The following is a 20,667-nucleotide window of genomic DNA, read 5'->3' on the forward strand; positions in this document are numbered from 1 at the left end:
CTCAGGCGAGCACCACCCGCACCTGCGCCTTGCCGAGCACGGTCGCGCCCTCGAAGGTGACGGTGAGGTCGATGCGAGCCGCGCGCGCCTCGGGGTCGAGCAGGCCGACCTTCGCGGTGACCAGGACATCGGCCCCGGCCTCGGGGTCGACGACGACGGGGCGCGTGAACTTCGTCTGGTAGTCGACGACGCGAGCCGGATCGCCCGCCCAGTCGACGACCGGCTGCACGGCGAGGCCCATGGTGAGCATGCCGTGGGCGAGCACGCCGGGCAGGCCGACCGAGCCGGCCACGTCGTCGCGGTAGTGGATCGGGTTGAAGTCGCCCGACGCGCCGGCGTAGCGCACGAGGGATTCGCGCGTGAGGTGGAACTCGCGCTCGGCGACCACGTCGCCCACGGCGAGCGCGTCGAAGTCGGGGGTGGTGGCCGCAGTGGTGGCGTCGGGCATCAGTCGTCTCCTCGCACGACGAGGGTGGAGATCGCGGTCACGACGTGCTCGCCCGCGGCGTCGGTGACGACCGACTCGGCGGTGACCATCGCGTGCGCGCCGAGCGTCTTCACGCTCGCGACCGTGAGCGTCGCGGTGAGCTCGTCGCCCGCGACGATCGCGCGCGACGAGGTGAACCGCTGGTCGCCGTGCACCACGCGCGAGAAGTCGATGCCGGCGTCGGGCTCGGCGAGCAACTGCGCGAGCGTGCGCTCCTGGATCACGACCGCGAACGTCGGCGGCGCGACGATGTCGGCGTGGCCGGCGGCGCGCGCGGCGTCGACGTCGAGGTTGATCGGGTCGGTCGCGAACACCGCGCGCGCGAACTCGCGCACCTTCTCACGACCCACGAGGTACGGCTCGGTGGGCGCGAACACGCGGTCCTGCAGCTCGGGGTTCACTGGCACCGTGCCAGTCTACGCAGCGCTCGAACAGCGGGCGGATGGCGCGTGGCGGGCGCCTCAGCGCTTGCCGCCGCCGAGCAGGCCGCCCAGCAGGTCGCCGAGTCCGCCGAGCATGCCGCCGCCTCCGCCACCGGTCGCGCCGCCGCCACCGCCGCCGAGCAGGCCGCCGAGGATGTCCCCGATCCCTCCACCGCTGCCGGGGGCATCCGCCTGCGCCGTCCCGCCGCCCTGCCGTCGCTTCGAGAACTGGGCGGCGAGGAAGCTCAGCACGATCGGCGCGAGGATCGGCAGCAGCTTCTGGATGAGCCCCTGGTCGCCGGCGCCGCCCGACGAGCCGAGCTTCTGCACCACCTGGTCGGTGTTGGAGCCGAAGACGTTGTGGACGATCTTGTCGCCGTCACCCTCGTCGACCTCGTCGAGGTTCACGCCGCCCTCGTACAGCCGTGGGGAGTGATGCTCGACGGCGCGCTCGAGCGATGCGGCGCCCGCAGGGTCCTGCGCATTGGCGCCCATACCGCCGAGCAGCGCCGGCAGCGCCTGGTCGACGGCCGACCGCGCGGTGGACTCGTCGACGCCGAGCCGTGCGGCCAGGTCGGAGATCGGGATGTTGGCGATGATGTCGTCGTACGAGGTCATTCGAGCTGCTCCCCTTACGCGCCGTCGTCGGGCGCTCCACGGCTCACCGTATCGGGCATGCACCGGACGGTCGAGGGGTTGCGACCCTGGCAGTGAGGGAGGCGCAGAAGGCGCGCCGCCGCGACCGACGACGCCTCAGTCGTCCTCGCGCAGCCGCGAGAGGCGCAGCCGGAGCGAGTCGAGCAGCAGCTCGAGCCCCTCCTCGAACGCCCGGTCGGACCGCTCGGCGCCGCGCGCCGCGCCGGCCAGCAGTCGCCCGAGCGTCTCGGTCGGCCCCTGCGGCTGCCAGATCTCGTCGGGCGACGCGAGGTCGAGGCCGAAGCCGAGCGCGAACGAGTCGAGGATGGCGACGACGACGAGCACCTCGTCATCGGGGAAGCCGGCGCCGAGCAGGGCGGTTGCCAGGTTGTCGTAGCTCGCGATGACGAGGGGGTCGGTGATGGTCTTGCCGACGATCAGCGGGATCGCGTTCGGGTGTCCCGCATACAGGCGACGCTGGGCTCGGAGCGTCTCGGACACGACGTGGTCCCAGGGTCCGCTCGGCAGGTCGGGCAGGTACTGCTCGGCGAGCCGACCGCGGATGAGCTCGATGATCTCGTCGCGGCCGCGCACGTGGTTGTACAGGGAGGACGGCGTCACTCCGAGCGAGCGCGCGAGCGCGTTCACGCCGAACGGCTGCCCCGAGTCGACGAGTTCGAGCGCGGCGTCGGCGATGCGGTCCGTCGACAGCAGCGGCACCTTGGGCCTGGGCATCCGTACCTCCTCGTCCGGGCCAGCCTAGGGCCGCGCGCGGACGCGATCGGAAATTCCCTCTTCCCCGCACCGGGTTGAACGTGAATAATAAACGAACACCATTCATTTAGCGGATGCCGCACCCGGCGTGCCGCGCACAGATTCCCCGCACAGTGTCGTGCACCGTTCCGACTGGAGTCCTTCCGTGACCGCAACTCCCACCTCCCGGGTGCCGCTCCGGCTCCCGAGCGCCGTCGCCACGTTCGGCGTCGGCATCGCCGGCTACCTCGGCGTCAACCTCTCCCCGTACATGATCGCCGCGCTCCAGACCGCGCTCGGCGTCGACGTCCTCACCGCGAGCTGGATCGTGACGGCCACCCTGTTGGCGACCGCGATCACCGGCCTCGGCGTCGCCCGACTCTGCGCCGGCCCGCGACGGCTCGCCGTGGCGCGCCTCGGCCTGATCGTCGCCACGATCGGCTTCGGCATCGCCGCGTTCGTGCCCGTTCCCGCCGCCGTCGTGGCCGGCCTCATCGCGGGCGGCATCGGTGCGGGCGGCGCGGTCGCGTCGTCGGGCGCGGCGCTCGCCGCCTTCATCAACCCCGAGCGGGTCGCCGGATGGAACGGGCTCGCGAACCGCGCCGTCATCACCGTGATCCTGGCCGTCGTGCCCATCATCGGCCTCGCGCCCGCGAGCGTGTTCGGCGTGCTCGCCGGGTTCTCCGCGGCGATGCTGCTCACCACCGCGTGGCTCCCCGCGGCGCCCATCCTCGACGCGGCGTCGCACGCGGCGGCTGCGACATCCGGCTCGGCACGTGCGTCCGCCACGCCCGCCGCGCCACGGGTCACGATCGCCGGCGTCTCCCTGCTCGCCTGCTTCGCGCTGTGGGCCGTCAGCGAGGACTCGCTGTGGGCCATGGCCGGCGTCATGGGCGCCGAGCAGGCCGCCCTCACGCCCGAGGGACTCGGCATCGCGCTGAGCGGAGCCACCGCGGGCGGCATCTTCGGCGCCATCCTCATCACCGTCGTCGGCGACCGATTCGGTCGCGCGCTGCCGCTCGCCCTGCTGCTCGGCGCCGGCGGGATCCTGAAGATCGTCGAGTCGACCGTCACCGACCCCACGACGTTCGTCGTCGTGTTCATCGCGTGGAACACCATCTACGCCATCGCGTTCCTCTACTTCGTCTCGACCGCGGCCGCGCTCGATGCCGACGGTCGCTGGTCGGGCCCGCTGCTGGCCGTCTACCTCGTCGGCTCGGCGCTCACGCCCGTCATCGGCGCGGCGCTCGTCGAGGCGCTCGGGTTCCTCGGGTTCGGCATCGTGCTCGGCGTCGCGAGCTTCGCGCTCATCACCCCGGTCGTGCTGGTCGCGCGGTTCTCGCGCGAGGTCCAAGCGGCGGAGCAGGCGGCGGATGGCGCGCCCGTGCCCGCGGCGGCCGGGACGGATACAGGCGCCGCTGCCGAGGGGGTGCGCGCATGAGCCGCGTCGCCTACGTCAACGCACGCGTCTTCACCGCATCCGACGCCCCCGAGTGGGCCGAGGCGATCGCGGTCGACGGCGACCGCATCGTCGCCGTCGGCGACGCCTCGGAGGTCCTCGCCGCCGCGGGTCTGGGCGCCGAGGTGGTCGACCTCGACCGGCGACTGGTCGTGCCCGGCTTCGTCGACGCGCACACGCACCTCGTCATGATGGGCGAAGCGCTCGGCCGGGTCGGGCTCACCGATGCGCGCACCCTCGACGAGATCCAGGCTCGGCTGCGCGCCGCCCGCGCCGCCGACCCGGATGCGCCGCGCCTGCTGGGTCGCGGCTGGCTGTTCGATTCGGTTCCGGATGGCGCGCCCACCGCGGCGATGCTCGATGCCGCGGTCGCCGACGTGCCGGTCTACCTCGACGCCAACGACTACCACTCCTGCTGGGTCAACTCGGCCGCGCTCGCCGAGCTCGGCATCACGCGCGAGACCCCCGACCCGATCGGTGGGAGCATCGGCCGCGACGCCGACGGCGAGCCGAACGGCATGCTCTTCGAGACGGCCGCGCAGCAGCACGTGTGGGAGCACCTCGCCGCGCAGGCGACCGACGAGGATCGCGACGCCGCCGTCGAGCGCACCCTCGCGGCGTACCTCGCCACCGGCGTGACGGGGGTCGTCGACATGGCGTTCGACGAGCTCGGGCTCGCGGCGTTCCGCCGGGCGGCCGAGCGGCGCGGCGGACGCCTGCCGATCCGCGTCGTCGCGCACTGGTTCGTCGCGAACACCGGCGACGAGGCCGCGAACCTCGCGCAGGTGGAGCGCGCGGTCGAGCTCGCGCGCGACGTCGACTCGACGTGGCTGCGGATCGCGGGAGTGAAGCTCGTGCTGGACGGCGTCATCGACGCGTGCACGGCCGCGATGCGGCATCCGTACGCCGACGGATCGAACGCCGACCCGATCTGGCCGCTCGACGCGCTGAAGCCCGTGGTCGCGGCCGCCGACGCCGCGGGCCTGCAGGTGGCGATGCACGCGATCGGCGACGCGGCGAGCGGCATCGCGCTCGACGCGCTCGAGCACGCGATCGCGGTGAACGGCGATCGTGACCGGCGGCACCGCATCGAGCACCTCGAGTACGTCGACCGGGCGGATATCGCGCGGCTGGCGAAGCTCGGCGTCGTCGCGTCGATGCAGCCGGTCCACGCCGATCCGGCCATCTGGGCGAACTGGGCCGCGATGCTCGGCGACGAGCGCGCCGATCGCGGGTTCCCGTGGACCGAGATCACCGACGCGGGCGGCGTCCTGGCGTTCTCGACGGACGCGCCGACCGCGCCGCACGAGGCGCTGCCGAACCTGTACATCGCGGCGACGCGGCGGTCGGCGCTCGACGACTCGTTCCCGCCGAACCATGCGGAGTACGCCGTGCCGCTCGCGGACGCGGTGCGGCACGCGACGCGCGACGCCGCGTACTCGTGCCGCGAGGAGCACGTGCGCGGTCAGCTCGCGGCCGGGCTGGCGGCGGACTTCGCGGTGATCGACCGCGACCCGTTCGCGCTCGGCGACGCGTCGCTGCTCGAGGCGCACGTCGTTCGAACCGTGGTCGCGGGCCGCACCGAGTACGAGGCGGACGCGGGCGAAGCCGAGCGCGCCGTCGCCTGAGTTCGCACGCCTCAGCTCCCTGGGTCGAGAAGTCGCGGATGGCGCGATCCGCTCGCCATCCGCGACTTCTCGATCACGTGATCCCGCGCTCAGCCGCGCCTCCCGATCCGAACGTCGCCGATGGTGCGTCCGGTTCGCCATCCGCGACCTCTCGATCGAGAGGGTCATGAGGGGGAACAAAATTCAGGCTTGACTTATATAAGTCGCAGGTGAAGGATAGGCGCATGCACGCGCTCGACATCCTCGGCGATCCGGTCCGACGCCGGATCGTGGAACTGCTCGCCGACGGCGAGCAGCCCGCGGGCGAGGTCGGGCGCGTCGTGCAGGCCGAGTTCGGCATCAGCCAGCCCGCGGTGTCGCAGCACCTGCGCGTGCTCCGCGAGTCGGGGTTCGCCACGGTGCGCGCCGCGGGCACGCGACGGCTGTACGCGCTCGACCCCGAGCCGATCGCGCAGGCCGCGCAGTGGTTCACCCCGTTCGAGCGGTTCTGGCGACCGCACCTCGACGCGCTCGGCACCGAGCTGGCCAGGTCGGCGCGCACGCGCCGGCTGGCGGCCGCGGCCACGCCGCCGGCCGCGCCCGGTCCGCCGCGCCCGCCCGGCCCACCGGACCCCCCGCGGCAACCGGGCCCGCCCACCACGACGCAACCACCTGAGAAGGAGCAGTGACATGGACATCGAGACACAGATCGAAGCGGTCGACCGCGGCCTGACGAGCGGCACGCGCGACGGCGCCGCCACCCACGTGCAGACGATCGCGCAGACCTACCGCGCCCCGATCGACGACGTGTGGGATGCATTCACCTCGCCGGAGCGGATCCCCCGCTGGTTCCTTCCGGTGAGCGGTGACCTGCGCCTCGGGGGCCGTTACGCCATCGAGGGCAACGCGAGCGGCACGGTCGAGTCGTGCGACGCGCCCCGCTCGTTCGGCGTGACCTGGGAGTACGGCGGCGGCGTCACGTGGGTCACCGTTCGCCTCGACGAGGTCGACACCGAGCACACGCGCGTCGAGCTCGAGCACGTCGCGCTCGCCGACGACATCGGGGCCGAGATGTGGGACCAGTTCGGGCCCGGCGCGACCGGCCTCGGCTGGGACGGCGCGATGCTCGGCCTCGCGCAGCACTTCACGACGGGCGAGGTCCGGCCCGACAACTCGGCGGAGTGGATGCAGACCGACGAGGGCGTGCGCTTCATGCGCCTGAGCGCCGATCGCTGGGCCGACGCCCACATCGCGAGCGGGGCGGATGCCGCGACCGCCCGCCGCGCGGCCGACACGACGTTCGCCGCGTACACCGGCGCGGAACCGGCGCCGATGAGCTGAACCCTCCCGCGCCCGTCAGAGCAGGCGGCGGGCCGTCGCCCACGCGGTGAGCTCATGCCGCGACGAGAGCTGCAGCTTGCGCAGCACGCTCGACACGTGCGACTCGACCGTCTTCGCCGAGATGAACAGGGTCGCCGCGACCTCCTTGTACGCGTATCCGCGTGCGATGAGCCGCATGACCTCCTGCTCTCGGGCCGAGAGCCGGTCGAGCTCGTCGTCGGCCGCGGCCGTCTCCCCCACGGCGGCGCCGAACGCGTCGAGCACGAACCCGGCGAGCCGGGGCGAGAAGACCGCGTCGCCGCCCGCGACGGCCTGCACCGCGCGACTCACCTCGTGGCCCGACGCGCCCTTGGTGATGTAGCCGCGGGCGCCCGCGCGGATGACCCCGACGACGTCTTCGGCCTTGTCGGACACGCTCAGCGCGAGGAACCGTGTCGATGGCACCTCGGATGCCACGCGCTGCAGCACCTCGGCACCGCCCGAGACCGAGGCATCCGAGCCGCCCGGCAGGTGCACGTCGAGCAGCACGACGTCGGGCCGCTTCGCGGCGATCACGGCGACCGCCGACGGGACATCCGCCGCCTCGCCGACGACCTCGATCGAGCGGTCGAGGTCTGCGCGGAGGCCCGACCGGAAGATCGAGTGATCGTCGACCACGACCACGGTGAGCGTGTCAGCCATGCTCCGCCCTCGTCTCGAATCGCAGGTGCACCTCGGTGCCCTCGCCGCCGGCGCCCGGCCGTACGGTCGCGCTGCCGCCCGCGCGGCGCATCCGACCGATGATCGACTCGCGCACGCCGAGCCGGCCCGGCGCGACCCGCGCCGGGTCGAACCCGGGGCCGCGGTCGCGCACGTACACGTCCACCGCGTCGGCCGAGCCCTCGAGGTACACCGACACCTCGCCGCCCGCATGGCGGGCCGCGTTGAGCATCGCCTCGCGCGCGGCCGCCGCCAGCTCGCCGCTCGCCCGCTCGTCCGACATGCCGACCGCCACCACGTCGATCCGCACCGGGTAGTCGAGCTCCAGCGCGGCCGCGAAGTCGCGCAGGTCGGTCGCGAGGTCGCTGTCGGCCGGGGCGTCGCCCTCGTACAGCCAGCTGCGCAGCTCGCGCTCCTGGGCGCGCGCGAGCCTCCCGGCCTCGCTCGACGCCCCGGCACGGTTCTGGATGAGCGCGAGCGTCTGCAGCACCGAGTCGTGCAGGTGCGCGGCCATCGCGCTGCGCTGCTCGTCGCGGATGCGCCGGACGCGCTCGCCCTCGAGGTCGCGCCAGAGCTTGACGAGTGCAGGGAGGTACACCAGCCCGATGCCGAGCAGCGCGCCGAACGCGGCCAGCACTGCGACGACGGGCCACGCCTGCGCGGCGGGTCCGAGCACGAGCACGATCGCGAGCAAGGCGAGCGCGCCGGTCAGCGCCGCGCGGACCCCGACTTCGAGGCGCCTCCCGCGGGCGGGATCCGGGCGGTCGATGAAGCTCACCCACGCTCCGGCGCCCGCGGCGAGCAGCACGGCGAGCACGGTGGGCACGAGCCAGTCGGGCGCGCTGCCGTCGGCGGTGCCGTCGTCGAGGATCGCGAGCAGGATGGCGAGTACCGTGGCGCCGAGCGCGCCGGCCGTCGCCACGATCGCCACGGGAGCGCGCCGCATGACGTGGTCGTCGGGGCCCGAGGCATCCGCCCATGGCGTGAACGCCCACAGCCATGCGTAGAGCAGCGCGCCCGCACCGGCGAACAGCGCCGTCACTGCGAATGCGATGCGCACGACCCGCACCGGCCATCCGAGGTGGTCGGCGAGGCCGCCCGCGACGCCCGCGACGAGGCAGTCGCGACGACGCACGAGCGCGGGGGCCGCCGGTGCCGTGGTCATGCTCCGATCCAAGCAGAACCGGGATTGCCCCGACACGGCTCGGCCGAGGGATCAGGGTCGAGTCAGGGAGGTTCCGGATGGCCGGCCGAATGCCCGCGCGCGACGATCGACCCATGACCTCGACCTCGACCCCGCCCGCGACGGGCGAACCCGGCGGTGCCCGTCCAGGCGCCACCGCCCCGCCGCCCTCCGACGACCGCTTCTTCGCCTGGCTGCGTTCGCTGGGCGTGCCACGGCAGCCCGGCTGGATCGGCGGCGTCGCCGCCGGGATCGCCGCCAGGATCGGCATCGACCCGATCATCGTGCGGGGCGTCCTCGTCGTCGTCGCGCTGTTCCTCCCGGTGGCGTTCCTGGCCTACGGCGCCGCGTGGCTGCTGCTGCCCGACACGACGGGCCGGATCCAACTCGAGTCGATGCTGCGCGGCGTGTTCGACAGCGCGCTCGTCGGCATCGCGGCATTCGTGCTCGTCGGCCTGCTCGGTTTCGGCGGGCCGTGGTGGTTCGGCAGCTGGGGATGGGACCCCGGGGACTGGGTCAGCCCATTCCAGTGGTTCGGCGTGATCTGGCTCCTGCTCGTGCTCGCCGGCATCGTCACGCTCATCGTCTGGCTCGCCCAGCGGGCCTCGCCGGGCGCGCCCGTCCCGCAGACGGATGCCTCGGCCACGGCCCCGTCCGCATCGGCGGCGGGCGCCGCGGCGTCGGGTGCCTCCGCGGGCACCGCGACCGCGGCGACCGTCCCGCTGCCGACCGCCGCCCTGGCCGCCGAACCGGTCGCACCGCCGCCGCCGCCGACCGCTCATCACGGCAGCGAGGACTACGCGGCGTGGAAGGTGCAGCAGGATGCCTGGCGTGCGGAGCACGACGCGTGGCGGCGCAGCCAGGACGAGGCGAACCGCGCGGCCCGCGCCCAGCTCGCCGCCGAGAACCGGGCCCGTACGCTCGCGTTCCAGGCCCAGGCTGAGGAAGCCCGGCGCATCCGGCGGCTCACCCGCCCGCGCACGAGCTTCGCCTACGTCGTCGCCGCCCTCGGCGCCGCCCTCGTCGCCGGGGCGATCGCATCGTTGGCCGCCCTCGGCTCGGCGGAACTGGCACCGCAGTCCGTGACCATCGGGCTCGCCGTGGGGGCGATCGTGACCGCACTCGCGATGGTGCTCGCCGGATCCCTGCGGCGACGCAGCGGCTTCCTCGCCTCCGTGACGATCGTGCTGCTGCTCGCGACGTTCGTGACGGCCGTCGTGCCGCAGCCCCCTCGGCTCGTGCTCGGCGGCGTCGCCGAGTCCGCGCGGACGACGAGCGTCGTGCAGCCCATCGGCGCGGTCAGCCTCACGGTCGACGATCAGGTCGCCGCCGCGGCCGAGCCGGTCCAGTGGACGCTCGCCCAGGGCGTCGGATCGGTCTCGATCGACCTCCGCGATGGCGCTCGAGTCGCGCTGACCGTCCGGTGCGTCGACTGCACGATCACGCACGCCCGCTTCGACGCGGACGGCGACCGGTCCATCGTCGATGAGTTCGACCTCGGATCGGGACAGTCGGCCGCCCGATGGAGCGACGAGATCGGCGAGGGTCTGCAGGCCGGCGACGTCGACGCCGAGATCCGCATCCAGGCCATCGCCACCGAGGTCCACGTGACCGAGTTCGAGCCCGAGGGGAACCGACCATGAACAACGACGACGACACGACCGAGGCGCTCGGCTTCGACGAGGCGCTGCGGCCTCCGGCATCCGTCCCCCCGAACACGAGCACGGGCACGGCCACGGGCACGGCCACGGGCACGGCCGAGTCGCCCGAGCTCCGCCCGCGCATCCGGTGGGCCGGGATCATCTGGGGCCTGGTCCTCGGGGGGATCGCCGCGACCGTGCTGTGGATCGTGATCGAGCCCGCCCGCATCGAGCTCGTCGCGGACTGGTGGGCGACGCTCACGCCGGCCGGCCTGCTGCTCACCGTCCTGCTCGTGCTCGGCGGCCTGCTGCTCATCGCGGGGGTCTCGGGCCTCGCCCGACGGTCCGCCCGCGGGGCAGGCTGACCGCCCGCGGCATCCGCTCGCGACGGAACGACCGCGACCAAGACAGGACCGCCCCCGGTGTCGCGGGGGCGGTCCTGCGGGCGCTCTCGCGAGCGGAGGCCGGATCGGCGGGACCTCAGTCCTCGGCAACCGCCCGCGAGAGGGTCTCACCGCGGAAGAACGCGGGACGCTTGAACGCCTGCCAGATCATGATGACGATGCCGGTGAGCAGCACCACCATCCCGAGGATGAACACGAGGCCGAGACCGAACAGGTGCGAGCCCGAGCCGTACTCCGGGTCCATGCTGTCGATCAGCGTGGTGAAGAACAGCACGGCGAGGATCACGCCGCCGACGAGCGGGAACAGCAACGTGAAGAAGAACTCGCGCACCGACCGGAACCACGTCTTGCGGAAGTACCACACCGCCGCGAACGCCGTCAGGCCGTAGTAGAAGCAGATCATCATGCCGAGGGTGGTGATCGTGTCCCAGAGCACGTTCTCGCTGACGAACCGCATGACGGCGTAGAAGACGGATGCCACGACCGCCGAGACGATCGTCGCGTACCCGGGCGTGAAGAACCGGGGGCTCACCTTCGCGAACTTCTCGGGCAGCGCGCCGTAGTGCCCCATGGCGAGCAGCGTGCGCGCGGGCGAGACGAAGGTGGACTGCAGCGACGCGGCCGACGACGACAGCACCGCGATCGACACGAGCACCGCGAGCGGGCCGAGCACCGGGCCGGCGAGCGCGAAGAAGACGTTGTCCTGGATGTCGGGGTTGCCGAGGCCGAACTCGCCCGTGCCGACACCGGCGAACGCGATGAGCGACACCGAGATGAGCAGGTAGAGCGCGACGATGATGACGACCGTGAGCGTCGCGGCGCGACCCGGCGTGGTCTCGGCGCCCTTCGTCTCCTCGTTCATCGTGAGCGTGACGTCCCAGCCCCAGAAGATGAAGATCGAGAGCGACAGGCCCGCCGCGAGTGCGCTGAAGTCGCTCACCGCGAACGGGTTGAACCAGCTGAGCTCGATCGGCGTCGCGTCGAACGCGGTGCCGTTGGCGACGCCCACGAGAGCCGCGACCGAGAAGAGCACGAGCACGACGACCTGGAAGCCGACCAGCCAGTACTGCACCTTCTGCGTGGTCTGCATGTCGCGGTACGAGATCCACGTGGCGCCCAGCATGAAGAGGAGGCAGACGACGACGTTGACGAACGGGTTCGCCGCGAGGTCGGCGATCTCGGGATTGGCCGCGACCTGCGAGATGAGCAGGAAGAGGAAGTCCACCGCGATGCCGGCGAGGTTCGAGAGTACGAGGATGGTGGCCGCGATGAGCCCCCAGCCCGCGAGCCAGCCGATCCAGGGACCGAACGCGCGCGTGGCCCACGTGAACGACGTGCCCGAGTCGGGCATGCGACGGTTGAGCTCGCGATAGCCGAACGCGACGAGCAGCATCGGGATGAAGCCGAGCAGGATGATCGCCGGCACCTGGGTGCCGACCTCCGACACGGTCGGGCCGAGCGCGGCGGTGAGCGTGTAGGCCGGCGCGATGCACGAGATGCCGATCACGATCGCGCCGATGAGGCCGACCGAGCCGGCCGAGAGGCCCTTGCGGGTGATGCCGCCCTGCGGCGCGTCGACGGCGCGCGTCGCCTCGGTGAGCGGTGCTCGGGACTCGGGCTGCGGTTGTTGCGTCATTGCGATGTCTTTCCGTGGGTGGTGCGCGGTACCACGATCATGGGTACCGGGAGCTCGCGCAGCACCTTCGCCGCGGTCGAGCCGAGGAAGAGTCGGCGGGGTGCCGCGAGGCGGCTCGAGCCGACGAGTACGAGTTCACCCTCGTGCCAGTCGAGCCCGCGCACGGCGTCCTCGATGGTGGATCCACGCGCGATCTCGACGGTCGCCTCGAGGCCGTCGGGCAGGGTGCGGTGCGCGTCGTGCAGCACCTGCTCGGCGTGCGTGGAGCTCGTGAGCTCGGCCAGGTGCGTGTCGAGGCCCGCGGGCAGGTCGATCGGCACGAGCGAGAGGAGGCGCAGCGGGGCTCGAGTCGCGCGTGCGAGCGCGGTCGCGGCCTCGAGCTGCTCGTCGGCGCCCGGACGAGTGCCGATGCACGCCGTGATGCGCGTGACGCCCTGCCCGGCCGTGATCTCGCGCGCGCCGGGCGGAGCCAGGGCGACGGGCACGTCGGAGGAGTGCAGCAGCTCGTTCGCGACCGAGCCGACGCGCGCGTGCGCGCGGCGTCCGCCGCCGGCCGCGCCGACGACGATGAGGTTCGCGTCGAACTCATGGGCCGCGTTGATGAGCCCCTCGGCGAACGACTCGGCGTAGCGGATGTGCAGCTTGGACGCGACATCCGCCCCCAGGTGCGTGGACGCCTCGGTGAGCCACTCGCGCGACTGCTCGCGCAGGTAGCGCAGGTAGCCCTGGTCGACGGGGACCCGCGCGTTGTGCGCCTCGGACGGCAGCACCATGACGACCTCGAGCACGCCCTCGGCGGCGCTCGCCACGCGGTTCGCGAGGGCGAGCGCGTCGGCACCGGACTCGTTGGCGGTGTACCCGACGACGATCCGGAGGTCGCTCATCGCGCGGTCGCTTCAGCCGGGGTCGACTCGAGCACCTGCGACGCGACGAGGCGACCCATCCGGATGGCACCGTCGACGTGCTGGTACCCCTTGCCGGCCATGTCGGAGCAGGCGAACCGGATCGGACCGACCGGCGTGCGCAGGTCGGCGCCGTAGCGCGCCAGGCCGCCCATGTCGAAGCTCGCGGCATACGCGCCGCGGGTCCACTCCTCGGAGCCCCAGTCGCTCTCGTAGTACACGACCGGGTGCTTGGCCTGCTCGCCGTAGTAATGCGACATCGACTCGAGGATGGCGGCCTTGCGCTCCTCGGCCGAGAGCTGGAACACGCCGTCGGCGGCCTCGTCGGCCACGAAGCCCACGAGCGTGCCGCGCGGGTCGTCGTGGTCGGAGTTGTCGTATGCCTCGTGCACGAGCTCCCACGGGCTGAACGCGGTGCCCGACAGGCCCTGCTCGCGCCAGAACGGGGTCTCGTAGACGGCGTGCACCTTGATCACGAAGCCCATCGAGAGGTGCTGGTGCAGCTGGTGCTGGCGGCGCGGGAGCGGCGGGTCGTACGAGATGCGGTTGACGAGCACCGGCGGGACGGCGAGGATCGCCTGCCGCGCGTGGACCTCGAGCTCGTCGGTGACGGCGACGACCGCGGACTCGGCGGCCGCGCCATCCGTCGATTCGGTCGACCACCGGAGCGTGCGCACCGGCTGGCCCAGGCGGACGCGGTCGCCGAGGCGCTCCGCGAGCCCGAGCGGCACGAGCTGGAGCCCGCCGACCACGCGACGGTCGAGGATGAAGTCGGCGTCGACGAGGTTCGAGAACGATCCCGCGGATGCCGCCATGAGCAGCGCCTGCAGCGCCGAGAAGGCGTGCGCGGGCTTGGTGAGCATCGCGCCGGCGATGAACATGCCGACGTTCTCGCGCGCCTCCTCGTCGTCGGTCTGCGTCTCGAGCCAGTGCGCGAACGAGATCTCGTCGAGCTCCTTGGCCCGCGGGTGAGCCCACGGCTCCTCGGGGTCGATCTCGGCGACGAGCGCGTCGAGCTTCTCGATGAGCGTGACGATCTCCTGCTCGGTCGCGGGTGGGACGGGGAAGATGTCGCCCTCGAACTTCTTCAGCTCGCCGCCGGGACCGATGTAGACGTTGACGCCCTCGCGGTACCGCGGGTACGTCTCGAGGCCGAGGTCGTCGAGGGTCTCGATGAGCGCGTCCTGGTCGGGCGAGACCCACTGGCCGCCGATCTCGAGCATGGCGCCGTCGACGTCGCCGGTCCAGAGGCGGCCGCCGACGCGGGCGCGCGCCTCGAGCACGACGACGTCGCGCCCGGCCTTGACGAGTTCGGTGGCCGCGGTGAGGCCCGCGGCGCCCGCCCCGACGATGACGACGTCGGTGTCGATCCGTTGCATGGTGAATGACGCTTTCGTGTGGTGGTGCATGAGAAGACGAGCGGATGTCGCGGCGTGCGACGGACGTGCGCGGCCGCGCCGCGACATCCGCTCGACCCGGCCTACGCCGGGATCAGGGTGTACTTCGTGTCGAGGAACTCGTGGATGCCCTCGAAGCCGCCCTCGCGGCCGATGCCCGACTGCTTGACGCCGCCGAACGGGGCGGCCGCGTTCGACACGAGGCCCGTGTTGAGGCCCATCATGCCGGTGTCGAGGCGGTCGATCATCCGGTGGCCGCGGGCGAGGTCCTGCGTGAAGACGTAGGAGATGAGGCCGTACTCGGTGGCGTTCGCCAGGCGCACCGCCTCGTCCTCGTCGGCGAAGGTCGTGATGCCGAGCACCGGTCCGAAGATCTCCTCGCGCAACAGGCGCGCGTCGGCCGACACGTCGCCGAGCACGGTCGGCGCGTAGAACGAGCCGGTGCCGTCGATCGGCGAGCCGCCCGCGAGGACCGTCGCGCCCTTCGAGACCGCGTCCTGCACGAGCTCGTCGGTCGAGGCGACCGCGTCGTCGTCGATGAGCGGGCCGATCGCGACGCCGTCCTCGGTGCCGCGGCCGACGCGCATGCCCGAGACGCGCTCGGTCACGCGGCGCGCGAACTCAGGGGCGACCGACTCGTGGACGATGAACCGGTTCGCGGCGGTGCACGCCTGGCCGATGTTGCGGAACTTCGCGACGAGCGCGCCCTCCACGGCCTTGTCGAGGTCGGCGTCCTCGAAGACGACGAACGGCGCGTTGCCGCCGAGCTCCATCGAGGTGCGCAGGATGCCCTGGGCCGACTGCTCGATGAGCTTGCGGCCGACCTCGGTCGAACCGGTGAACGACAGCTTGCGCAGGCGCGGGTCGGCGATGATCGGGCCCGAGACCTTCGACGAGCTCGTGGTGGTCACCACGTTGACGACGCCCTTGGGCAGGCCGACCTCTTCGAGCAACTGGACGAACGCGACGGTCGTGAGCGGCGTGAGCGCGGCGGGCTTGACGACCACCGTGCAGCCCGCGGCGAGCGCCGGCGCGATCTTGCGCGTGGCCATCGCGAGCGGGAAGTTCCACGGCGTGATGAAGTAGGACGGGCCGACCGGGCGCTGCGCGACGACGATGCGGCCGGTGCCCTCGGGGTTCCAGCCGTAGCGACCGGTGATGCGCACGGCCTCCTCGCTGAACCAGCGGAGGAACTCGCCGCCGTAGTTCACCTCGCCGCGCGCCTCGGCGAGCGGCTTGCCCATCTCGAGCGTCATGAGCAGCGCGAAGTCCTCGCGACGTTCCATGAGGAGGTCGAACGCGCGCCGGAGGATCTCGCCGCGCTCGCGCGGAGCGGTCTTGGCCCACGCGTCCTGTGCGGCCACGGCCGCGTCGAGCGCGCGGATGCCGTCGGCGGCTGACGCGTCGGCGATCTCCTTCAGCACCTCGCCCGTGGACGGGTCGCGCACCTCGAAGGTCTTGCCGCCCTCTGCCGCGACCCACTCGCCGCCGATGAAGAGGCCGTCGGCGACGCGATCGAGGAGGGCGGATTCCTGCGTTGCAGTGGTGGTCATGGGATGTCCGTTCCGTGTCGTGCGCGGGTCTCGCGCGATCAGGGGTAGAGGCCGCGGAGGCGGTGCGCCTCGGCGACGCGTTCGACGGCGAGCGCCGTGGCGGCGGTGCGGAGCGAGAGGTCGCGGGCCTCGGCGTAGCCGAGCACGTGACGCCAGGCGTTCAGCATCCGCTCCTCCAGTCTGCTCTCGACCTCGTCGGCCCGCCACCAGTACGCCTGGTTGGCCTGCACCCATTCGAAGTACGAGACGATGACCCCGCCCGCGTTGGCGAGGATGTCGGGGACCACGAGCACGCCGCGCTCGCGGAGGATCGCATCGGCCGCAGGCGTCGTGGGGCCGTTGGCGCCCTCGACGACGACCGAGGCGCGCACGTCGGCGGCGTTCCCGCCGTGCAGCACGCCCTCGACCGCGGCCGGAACGAGCAGGTCGACGTCCTGCAGGAGCAGCGCGTCGCGGTCGAGCTCGTCGGCGCCGGCGAAGCCGACGACCGAGCCCGTCTCGCGGACGTGCTCGGACAGCGCGTCGATGTCGAGCCCGCCGTCGTTGCGGACGGCCCCGTACTGGTCGCTGACCGCGGTCACCTTCACGCCCGCCTCGGTGAGGAACCGCGCGGCATCCGCACCGACCTTGCCGAAGCCCTGCACGGCCGCGGTCGAGCGCGCGGGCTCGAGTCCGGCGTGGCGCAGAGCGGCGAGCGCGATGTGCGTGACGCCGCGGCTCGTGGCCGACGCGCGGCCGAGCGAGCCGCCGAGCGAGATGGGCTTGCCGGTCACGATGCCGGGCACGGTGTACCCCGAGTTCACCGAGTAGGTGTCCATGATCCAGGCCATGGTGCGCTCGTCGGTCCCGATGTCGGGGGCCGGGATATCGCGCTCCGGGCCGATGATCGGCAGGATCTCGCTCGTGTACCGACGGGTCACGCGCTCGAGCTCGGGGACCGAGTGCTCGCGCGGGTCGATCGCGAGGCCGCCCTTCGCGCCGCCGTACGGCACGTCGAGCAGGGCGCACTTCCACGTCATCCACATCGCGAGCGCGCGGACCTCGTCGAGGTTCACGTTCGGCGCGTAGCGGAGGCCGCCCTTGGCGGGTCCGCGCGAGAAGTTGTGCTGAACGCGGTAACCGAGGTACAGCCGGCTGTCGCCCGAGTCCATGCGCAGCGGCACGGCCACGCTGAGCTCGCGCCGCGGGGTCGCGAGCATCTGGTGGAGGCCGTCGCCGAGGCCGAGCAGGTCGACCGCCTCGGCGAGCTGGGCCCGCGCGTCGGCGAGCGGGGTCGGCTCGAGGGTGACGGATGCCGCGGCATCCGTCGGCGACATCGTCGGCGCCGTCACGGGGTTCATGCCTGCTTCAGCCCCTCGGCGAGCACGTCGAGCGCCTCGATGAGCAGCTCGTCGCTGATCGTGAGCGGCGGCAGGAACCGGATGACATTGCCGTACGTGCCGCACGTGAGCACGAGCACGCCGTTCGCGGCGGCGAAGGCGGCCAGCCTGCCGGTGAGCGCCGCGTCGGGCGCGCCGGTCTCGGGGTCGACGAGCTCGATCGCGACCATGGCGCCGCGGCCGCGGACGTCGCCGATGCGGGCGTCGACGGTGCGGAGGGCGTTGAGCCGCCCGATGAGCAGCGAGCCGATCTCGAGGGCGCGCTCGATGAGGCCGTCCTCTTCATACGACTCGATCGCGGCGAGCGCCGCGGCGCACGCGAGCGGGTTGCCGCCGTAGGTGCCGCCGAGGCCGCCGGCCATTGCGGAGTCCATGAGGTCGGCACGGCCGGTGACCGCCGAGAGCGGCAGGCCGCCGGCGATGCCCTTCGCGGTGACGACGAGATCGGGCACGATGCCCTCGTGGTCGCTCGCGAACCAGGCACCGGTGCGGCCGAAGCCGGTCTGCACCTCGTCGGCGATGAACACGACGTCGTTCTCGTTGGCCCACTTCACGAGCGCGGGCAGGAAGCCCTGGGCCGGCACGATGAAGCCGCCCTCGCCCTGGATCGGCTCGATGATGATGGCGGCGAGGTTCTCGGCGCCGATCTGCTTCTCGATCTGCAGGATGGCGCGAGCCGCCGCCTCGGCGCCCGAGAGGCCGCCGTCGCGGAAGGGATAGCTGAGCGGCGCGCGGTACACCTCGGGCGCGAACGGGCCGAACCCGTGCTTGTACGGGATGTTCTTCGCCGTGAGGCCCATGGTGAGGTTGGTGCGGCCGTGGTAGGCGTGGTCGAACGCGACGACCGCCTGCTTCTTCGTGTGGTGACGCGCGATCTTGACCGCGTTCTCGACGGCCTCGGCGCCCGAGTTGAACAGCGCCGAGCGCTTCTCGTGATCGCCCGGGGTGAGCTCGTTGAGCTTCTCGGCGACCGCGACGTACGACTCGTACGGGGCGACCGTGAAGCACGTGTGCGTGAAGGCGTTCAGCTGCGCAGTGACCGCGTCGACGACGCGCGGGTTGGCGTTGCCGACGCCCGTGACGGCGATGCCCGAGCCGAGGTCGATGATCGAGTTGCCGTCGGCGTCGACGATGACGCCGCCACCGGCCGCGACGACCGAGACGGGAAGCGTGGTGCCGACGCCCTTGGCGACGGCCTGGGCCTTGCGGGCCATGAGCTCCTGCGAGCGCGGGCCGGGGATGCTGGTGACCAGGCGGCGCTCCTGCGGGAGGGCAGGGCCGCCGACGGCGGTGGCCGGGGAATCGACGAGGGTCATGGGGTGCTCCGATGCGGTGACGACGATGGCGGGGAGGTTGCGACCTCCGAGGCGATGGTAGGCAGGGCCGAGCGGATGGCACCCCCTCCCGGATGTACACTCGTGGCACCTCTGCTCGACGCCGCGTACATTCTGGAGATCCCGTGAAGCCCACCGTGCGGACCCTGCTCGACCGGGACGACCTCGCGCTCACCCTGCGCACCGACGCGGCGTCGCTTCCCGACGGGGTGCTCGACACGCCGGTGCCGTGGGTGCACAGCTCCGACCTCGACGATCCGGCGCCGTTCCTCGAGCACGGGCAGGTGCTCCTCACGACGGGCACGCAGTTCGGCACCGACGCGGGGCACGACGATCCGGCGGCATTCGACTCGTACGTCACCCGGCTTCGCGAGGCGGGCATCGCCGCACTCGGCTTCGGTACCGAGGTCGTCCGGGCCACCCCCGACCTCCTCGTCGAGGCGTGCGCCCGGCACGGGCTGCCGCTGCTCGAGGTGCCGTACCGCGTGCCGTTCATCCGCGTGGCTCGAACGATCGCCGACCTGAACGCGGCCGACGCGAACGCGCGGCAGGCGTGGGCGCTGCAGGCGCAGCGCGCGATCTCGCTCGCCGCGCTCCGGCCCGACGGCCTGGGCGCCACGCTGACCGAACTGAGCCGCCGCCTCGACACGTGGGTCGGGCTGGTGGACTCCGCGGGCGCGCTCGACCGCGAGGCGCCCGTCGGGGGGCTCGGCCAGCCGGCGCTCGGCGAGGTCGTCGGCGAGGCGCGCTCGATGCTGCGGCGCGGCCAGCGCGCGAGCCGCACGCTCGAGGCCGCCGTCGCGGTCGGGCGGCCGCAGCGGATGACGCTGCAGACGCTCGGGGCGGGCGGCGCGCTGCGCGGCGTGCTGGTCATCGGCGACTCCGCCGAACTCGACGCGGCGGGTCGCGAGGTCGTCACGGCCGTGATCGCGCTGGCCGGACTCGCCCTCGAGCAGAATCGCGACCTCGATCGGGCCCGCGGGCACCTCCGGTCCGGCCTCCTGCGGTCCATGCTCGCGGGCGACATCGAACTGGCCGCCGGCGTCTCCGCCGAGATGTGGGGCCCGCTGCCACAGGACCCCGTGCGCGTCGCGATCTCCGACCTCCCCGCGGAGCACGACGACCGCATGGCCGAGTTCCTCGAGCTCCGCGCCGACGAGAAGCACGGGCGGCTGTTCTTCGGCCGTGACGGCGAGCAGGTCGTCGTCATCGCCGAGGACGCCGACCAGGCCGTCGCCGATGAGCTCGCGGCCGAGTTCGACGTGCCCGTGGGCATCTCCGACGCGGCAGCCGTCGCCGACCTCGCGCGCCTGCACGAGCAGGCGACGCGGGCGCTCGAGCGGTCCCGCGAGACCGGGACCGGCGTGACGTGGTTCGACGACATCAGCCGGCAGGGCGTGCTCGCATTCCTCGCCCGCACCGACGCCCGCGCCGTCGCACGCGCCACCCTCGAGCCGCTCATCGAGTACGACCACGCGAACGGCACCGCGCTGCTCGAGACCACCCGCACCTGGCTCGAGCACGGCGGCCAGTTCGACGCGACCGCGCAGGAGCTCGGCGTGCACCGGCACACCGTGCGCAGCCGCATCGCCCTCGCCGAGAAGCTGCTCGGCCGCGACCTGTCGGGCTTCCACGCGCGCGCCGACCTGTGGGCGGCACTGCTCGCCACGGAGTAGCGACGAGGGCCGGCGTCACCGCCGGTCGGGAGGAGATCGCGCGGGAGGGAGGGCCCCTCCCCGGATTCCGTCCTCCGATCCGTGCCATGTCCTCCCTTCCCTGCGCGGGTGGCCCCGGCGTACGGTGGAACGAGGGACGGGGTCTCGCGACGAGGGGGG

The 20,667-nt window shown here is 72.8% G+C and carries 19 protein-coding genes; 7 read left to right on the forward strand and 12 right to left on the reverse strand.

Going from position 1 to position 20,667, the window contains the following annotated elements:
* Position 1: 1 nt before the first annotated feature.
* From ACFQ58_RS14965 to ACFQ58_RS14980, 4 genes are all read right to left on the reverse strand, one after another.
* Positions 2–448, reverse strand: a complete 447-nt coding sequence (locus tag ACFQ58_RS14965) for a MaoC family dehydratase (RefSeq protein WP_376951949.1) — start codon at positions 446–448, stop codon at positions 2–4.
* Positions 448–894, reverse strand: coding sequence for a MaoC family dehydratase N-terminal domain-containing protein (locus ACFQ58_RS14970; protein WP_376951950.1), 447 nt, complete (start codon positions 892–894; stop codon positions 448–450). Before ACFQ58_RS14970 ends, ACFQ58_RS14965 begins: the two co-directional genes overlap by 1 nt.
* A 54-nt stretch (positions 895–948) precedes the next feature.
* Positions 949–1,527 (reverse strand): DUF937 domain-containing protein, encoded by a 579-nt coding sequence (locus tag ACFQ58_RS14975; RefSeq protein WP_376951951.1) that lies wholly within the window; start codon positions 1,525–1,527, stop codon positions 949–951.
* Between the two features lie 135 nt (positions 1,528–1,662).
* Positions 1,663–2,280, reverse strand: coding sequence for a TetR/AcrR family transcriptional regulator (locus tag ACFQ58_RS14980; RefSeq protein ID WP_376951953.1), 618 nt, complete (start codon positions 2,278–2,280; stop codon positions 1,663–1,665).
* Between the two features lie 184 nt (positions 2,281–2,464).
* On the opposite strand from ACFQ58_RS14980, the gene ACFQ58_RS14985 reads away from it, so the two are divergent.
* From ACFQ58_RS14985 to ACFQ58_RS15000, 4 genes are all read left to right on the forward strand, one after another.
* Positions 2,465–3,739, forward strand: coding sequence for an MFS transporter (locus ACFQ58_RS14985; RefSeq protein WP_376951954.1), 1,275 nt, complete (start codon positions 2,465–2,467; stop codon positions 3,737–3,739).
* Complete coding sequence (locus ACFQ58_RS14990) at positions 3,736–5,385, forward strand: amidohydrolase (protein ID WP_376951956.1); 1,650 nt, start codon at positions 3,736–3,738, stop codon at positions 5,383–5,385. The genes ACFQ58_RS14985 and ACFQ58_RS14990 overlap by 4 nt, the downstream gene beginning before the upstream one ends.
* A 224-nt stretch (positions 5,386–5,609) precedes the next feature.
* Entirely contained in the window at positions 5,610–6,053 is a 444-nt protein-coding gene (locus ACFQ58_RS14995; protein WP_376951957.1) for an ArsR/SmtB family transcription factor, read from the forward strand.
* 1 nt (position 6,054) lies between these two features.
* Positions 6,055–6,705, forward strand: a complete 651-nt coding sequence (locus ACFQ58_RS15000) for an SRPBCC family protein (RefSeq protein WP_376951958.1) — start codon at positions 6,055–6,057, stop codon at positions 6,703–6,705.
* Positions 6,706–6,720: 15 nt separating this feature from the next.
* Here ACFQ58_RS15000 and ACFQ58_RS15005 read toward each other — a convergent pair whose 3' ends face one another.
* Positions 6,721–7,386, reverse strand: coding sequence for a LuxR C-terminal-related transcriptional regulator (locus ACFQ58_RS15005; protein ID WP_376951959.1), 666 nt, complete (start codon positions 7,384–7,386; stop codon positions 6,721–6,723).
* Positions 7,379–8,569: a PspC domain-containing protein gene (locus tag ACFQ58_RS15010; protein WP_376951960.1), complete on the reverse strand. Its 1,191-nt coding sequence runs from the start codon at positions 8,567–8,569 to the stop codon at positions 7,379–7,381. The genes ACFQ58_RS15005 and ACFQ58_RS15010 overlap by 8 nt, the downstream gene beginning before the upstream one ends.
* Before the next feature lie 113 nt (positions 8,570–8,682).
* Here ACFQ58_RS15010 and ACFQ58_RS15015 point away from each other — a divergent pair, with 113 nt between their 5' ends.
* Together ACFQ58_RS15015 and ACFQ58_RS15020 are read left to right on the forward strand one after the other, a co-directional pair.
* Entirely contained in the window at positions 8,683–10,230 is a 1,548-nt protein-coding gene (locus ACFQ58_RS15015) for a PspC domain-containing protein (protein WP_376951961.1), read from the forward strand.
* Positions 10,227–10,592 (forward strand): hypothetical protein, encoded by a 366-nt coding sequence (locus tag ACFQ58_RS15020; RefSeq protein WP_376951962.1) that lies wholly within the window; start codon positions 10,227–10,229, stop codon positions 10,590–10,592. Before ACFQ58_RS15015 ends, ACFQ58_RS15020 begins: the two co-directional genes overlap by 4 nt.
* Positions 10,593–10,707: 115 nt before the next feature.
* On the opposite strand, the gene ACFQ58_RS15025 is transcribed toward ACFQ58_RS15020, so the two are convergent.
* The 6 genes from ACFQ58_RS15025 to gabT form a co-directional block, all read right to left on the reverse strand.
* The gene (locus tag ACFQ58_RS15025) at positions 10,708–12,267 is read right to left on the reverse strand and encodes an APC family permease (RefSeq protein WP_376951964.1); all 1,560 of its coding nucleotides are present in this window, start codon (positions 12,265–12,267) and stop codon (positions 10,708–10,710) included.
* On the reverse strand, positions 12,264–13,151 hold the full coding sequence (locus ACFQ58_RS15030; RefSeq protein WP_376951966.1) for a universal stress protein: 888 nt from the start codon (positions 13,149–13,151) through the stop codon (positions 12,264–12,266). The genes ACFQ58_RS15025 and ACFQ58_RS15030 overlap by 4 nt, the downstream gene beginning before the upstream one ends.
* Positions 13,148–14,548 carry a flavin monoamine oxidase family protein gene (locus ACFQ58_RS15035; protein WP_376951968.1) on the reverse strand — a complete coding sequence of 467 codons (1,401 nt, stop codon included), beginning with the start codon at positions 14,546–14,548 and terminating at the stop codon, positions 13,148–13,150. Before ACFQ58_RS15035 ends, ACFQ58_RS15030 begins: the two co-directional genes overlap by 4 nt.
* A 101-nt stretch (positions 14,549–14,649) precedes the next feature.
* Positions 14,650–16,119 carry an NAD-dependent succinate-semialdehyde dehydrogenase gene (locus ACFQ58_RS15040; protein ID WP_376951969.1) on the reverse strand — a complete coding sequence of 490 codons (1,470 nt, stop codon included), beginning with the start codon at positions 16,117–16,119 and terminating at the stop codon, positions 14,650–14,652.
* 38 nt (positions 16,120–16,157) lie between these two features.
* Positions 16,158–17,435 (reverse strand): Glu/Leu/Phe/Val dehydrogenase, encoded by a 1,278-nt coding sequence (locus tag ACFQ58_RS15045; RefSeq protein WP_376952035.1) that lies wholly within the window; start codon positions 17,433–17,435, stop codon positions 16,158–16,160.
* A 20-nt stretch (positions 17,436–17,455) separates the two neighbouring features.
* Positions 17,456–18,814 carry a 4-aminobutyrate--2-oxoglutarate transaminase gene (gene gabT / locus ACFQ58_RS15050; protein WP_376951970.1) on the reverse strand — a complete coding sequence of 453 codons (1,359 nt, stop codon included), beginning with the start codon at positions 18,812–18,814 and terminating at the stop codon, positions 17,456–17,458.
* Between the two features lie 143 nt (positions 18,815–18,957).
* Here gabT and ACFQ58_RS15055 point away from each other — a divergent pair, with 143 nt between their 5' ends.
* Entirely contained in the window at positions 18,958–20,508 is a 1,551-nt protein-coding gene (locus tag ACFQ58_RS15055) for a PucR family transcriptional regulator (RefSeq protein WP_376951971.1), read from the forward strand.
* Positions 20,509–20,667: the final 159 nt, after the last annotated feature.

It is taken from the genome of Agromyces sp. NPDC056523, from assembly GCF_042794545.1.
GTDB lineage: Bacteria > Actinomycetota > Actinomycetes > Actinomycetales > Microbacteriaceae > Agromyces.